General features: G+C 72.4%; 3 protein-coding genes. All 3 read left to right on the top strand.

Going from position 1 to position 3,906, the window contains the following annotated elements; translation table 11 throughout:
• Positions 1-390: DUF2760 domain-containing protein (locus CCR97_RS27980; RefSeq protein WP_201160093.1), on the top strand; the 390-nt coding region annotated here is incomplete at its 5' end.
• A 105-nt stretch (positions 391-495) separates the two neighbouring features.
• Positions 496-2,343: an Hsp70 family protein gene (locus CCR97_RS27975; protein WP_111359931.1), complete on the top strand. Its 1,848-nt coding sequence runs from the start codon at positions 496-498 to the stop codon at positions 2,341-2,343.
• A 153-nt stretch (positions 2,344-2,496) separates the two neighbouring features.
• Positions 2,497-3,906 (top strand): Hsp70 family protein (locus CCR97_RS27970; protein ID WP_201160092.1); only part of this gene is annotated, 1,410 nt, incomplete at its 3' end.

Below are 3,906 nucleotides of genomic sequence, written 5' to 3'. Positions count from 1 at the left end.
AACCGGCACGAGGCCGAGGTGGTGAGCTTCCTCGCCGTGCTGCAGGAGAAGGGCCGCCTCGTCGACTTCCTGATGGACGACATCACCGGCTACTCGGACGCCCAGGTCGGCGCCGCGGCCCGCGTCGTCCACGAGGGCTGCAAGGCGGCGCTCGCCGAGCATCTCGTCGTCAAGCCGATCCGCAGCGAGAGCGAGGGCGACAAGGTCGTCGTCCCGACCGGCTACGCGGCCGACGATTATCGGCTGGTCGGCAAGATCACCGGGCAGGCGCCGTTCACCGGCACGCTCGTCCATCACGGCTGGCGGGTCGAGCGGGTCGAGCTGCCGCGGCTGATCCGCACCACCGACCGGCTGCCGACCATCGCGCCGGCCGAGGTCGAGCTCTCGTAGCGGCCACGGCCGCGCCTGCTGCGGCGGCCCCGGACTGCGGCATCATCGGCGCCGCGCCGCTCGCCGGTCGCGATTTGAAAAAGATCATTCCATGGATTTCTTGCCATGACGAACCCGACCCCGCGCTACAGCCTCGGCATCGATCTCGGCACCACCAACAGCGCCATGGCGCTCGCCGAAGCGGACGGCGCCGGCAGCGACGTCGTCGCCGTCACCCAGATCCTCGGGCCGAACCAGATCGGCGAGGCGGCGACGCTGCCGTCCGCCCTCTACATCCCGCATCCGGACGAGTTCCCGAAGGACGCGTTCCCGCTGCCCTGGCGATCCAAGAAGGACAGCGATCCGGTCGTCGTCGGCCGCTTCGCCCGCGACCACGGCGCCCTGGTGCCGGACCGGCTGATCACCTCGGCGAAGTCGTGGCTTTCGAACCCGCACATCGATCCGCGCCAGCCGGTGCTGCCGTGGGGCTCGGAGATCGCCGAGACCAAGCTCTCGGCCTTCGACTGCGCGCGCCGCTGCCTCGCCCATCTCCGCGAGAGCGTCGCGGTGACGATGGCGCCAAAGGGCATCGCGCTCGCCGACACCCAGGTCGTGCTCACCGTGCCGGCGTCGTTCGACGATGTCGCCCGCAACATGACGGCCGACGCGGCGGCCGCCGCCGGCTTCGGCGACGTGGTGCTGCTGGAGGAGCCGCTCGCCGCCTTCTACGCCTGGACGGCGCAGACCGGGAAGGACTGGCGCAGCCAGGTGCGGCCCGGCGACATCGTGCTGGTCTGCGACATCGGCGGCGGCACGGCCGACTTCAGCCTGATCGCGATCGCCGAGAAGGACGGCGTGCTCGACCTCGAGCGCATCAGCGTCGGCGAGCACATCCTGCTCGGCGGCGACAACATGGATCTGGCGCTCGCCTACACGCTGCGCGCCGTGCTCGAGGACGCCGGCAAGACGCTCGGCGACACCCAGTTCCTCGCCCTCTCCCACATGGCGGGCCGCGGCAAGATCGCCCTGTTCGAGGACGATGCGCTCCAGGAATTCCCGATCTCGGTCCCGGGCCGCGGCTCCAGCCTGCTCGGCAAGACGCTGTCGGTGACGCTCGACCGCGCGACGCTGGCGCGCGTCGTGGTCGACGGCTTCTTCCCGCTCACCGCGATCGACGATCTGCCCCGCACGACGCGGCGCACCGGCCTGCAGGAGTTCGGGCTGCCCTATGCGTCCGATCCGGTGATCAGCAAGCACCTCGCCCGGTTCCTCACGCGCAGCCGCGAGAACGTCGAGGCGAGCGAGGCCTTGCAGGCGCTGGTCGGCGCCGACGCGCTGTCACGTCCGTTCATCGCGCCGACCGCCGTGCTGTTCAACGGCGGCGTGTTCAAGTCGGCGCCGGTGCGCAAGCGGCTGCTCGATCTGCTCGCGTCGTGGACCGGGGGCGCCGCGGTGCGCGAGCTCGCCGGCGATCAGCCCGACCTCGCGGTCGCCAAGGGCGCCGCCGAATACGGGCGCAACCGCATCACCGGCAAGGGCCTGCGCATCCGCGCCGGCGCCTCGCGCTCCTACTACATCGGGCTCGAGACCTCGATGCCGGCCGTGCCGGGCTTCAGCCCACCCCTCAAGGCGCTGTGCGTCGTGCCGCAGGGCATGGAGGAAGGCACCGAGGCGCTGATCCAGGGTCGCGACCTCGCCCTCGTCACCGGCGAGACGGCCGAATTCCGCTTCTTCTCGTCGGAGGTGCGGTCGGGCGACGTGCCGGGCCAGATCGTGCCCAACGCCGAGCGCGAGCTCCTGGAGATCGCCTCGCTCGAGGTCGACCTCGCCGCCGCCGGCGACATCCCGCCCGGCCAGGCCGTGCCGGTGCAGATCAACGCCGTCGTCACCGAGCTCGGCAAGCTCGAGCTGTGGATGAAGCACACCAACTCCGACCGCCGCTGGAAGGTCGAGTTCGTGGTGCGGACGGAGTGACGAAGGCCTCGCGCCTCATGGTGAGGAGCGCTCCGCAGGAGCGCGTCTCGAACCATGAGGCCACCGCTTCGACGTGGCCGCCCCGCCCTTCGAGACGCCCGCTGCGCGGGCTCCTCAGGACGAGGGCGGAAGTGATCGTGTGAAAGTATCGCGATGGCCCAGCCTCGGTTCTGCATCGGCATCGATCTCGGCACCTCGAACTCGGTGCTCGCCTTCGCGCCGCTCGGCGACGATCGCGAGGCCGCCGTGCTGGCGGTGCCGCAGCGCGACACCCCGGCGACCGAGGTGGACGCGCCGACGCTGCCGTCTTTCCTCTACCGCCCCGAAGCGGCCGTCGCGGCGCAGGTGACGGCGCAAGGACAATGGCGCGGCGACACCGGCGACTGGATCGTCGGTCGGCTGGCGCAACGCCGCGCCGGCGAGGTGCCGGGCCGGGTCGCGCACTCCGCAAAATCCTGGCTGTGCCATCACGGCGCCGACCGCACCGCGCGTTTCCTGCCGTGGGGCTCGGACGAGCTCGGCGAGGCCGAGAAGATCTCGCCCGTCGCCGCCTCGGCCCTGATCCTCGCCCATCTGCGCGCCGCCTGGAACCGGCGCTTCGTCGACCGCGGCGCGAGCTTCGCGTTCGACGCCCAGGACATCACCGTCACGGTGCCGGCGTCGTTCGACGCCGCCGCCCAGACCCTCACGCTCGATGCCGCGCGCGAGGCCGGCTTCCCGGCACATGTACGGCTCCTGGAGGAGCCGCAGGCGGCGTTCTATCGCTGGCTCGACCGCCACGCCGCAGGCGACGCCGCCTGGCAGGCGCTCGCCGGCAGCGACGCGGAAGCCGGCACGACGGGCGCCGCGCCCCGCCACGTGCTGGTCGTCGACATCGGCGGCGGCACCTCGGACTTTTCGCTGTTCTCCGTGACGCCTCCCCAGGACGGCGGCGCCCCGGCGATCGAGCGCATCGCGGTCAGCGACCACATCCTGCTCGGCGGCGACAACATCGACCTCGCCATCGCGCATCTGCTGGCGCCGCGCTTCGGCGCCGGCACGGGCGTGGTCCCGACGGCGCCGCGCGAGCTGTCGGCGCGCCAGTGGGACCATCTGATCGCCGCCTGCCGGGCCCTCAAGGAGCGTGTGCTGTCGAGCGACGGCCCGCCCGACGAGGCCTTCCCGGTGTCGGTGCCGGGCCGCGGCTCGGGGCTGCTCGCCGGCGCACTCTCGGCGACGCTGACCCGGGCCGAACTCGACACGCTGCTGATCGACGGCTTCTTCCCGGACTGCTGGGCGACCGCCAAGCCGAAGCGCACCGCCGGCGCCGTGAAGGAGTTCGGCCTGCCCTACGCGGCCGATCCCGCCGTCACCCGCCATCTCGCCGCCTTCCTGGCCGGACGCCCGCCCGTCGACGCCGTGCTGTTCAACGGCGGCACGATGAAGCCCGCGCATCTGCGCCGCCGGCTGGTCGATCAGATCGGCGCCTGGCAGGAGGCCCGCGCGCCGGTCGCGCTCGACAGCGACGACCTCGATCTCGCCGTGGCGCTCGGCGCCGCCTCGGCCGGGCGGCGGCGAGCGCCA

The sequence above is a fragment of the Rhodoplanes elegans genome (genome assembly GCF_016653355.1).
GTDB classification, from domain to species: Bacteria; Pseudomonadota; Alphaproteobacteria; order Rhizobiales; family Xanthobacteraceae; genus Rhodoplanes; species Rhodoplanes elegans.
The sequence above is the reverse complement of the archived record's forward strand: the minus strand, read 5'-3'. Positions and strand labels throughout refer to the sequence as shown.

What these genes read in the sequence shown, in the direction of transcription:
- CCR97_RS27975 (WP_111359931.1), top strand. Translation starts at nt 496, where the DNA reads ATGACGAACCCGACCCCGCGCTACAGCCTCGGCATCGATCTCGGCACC.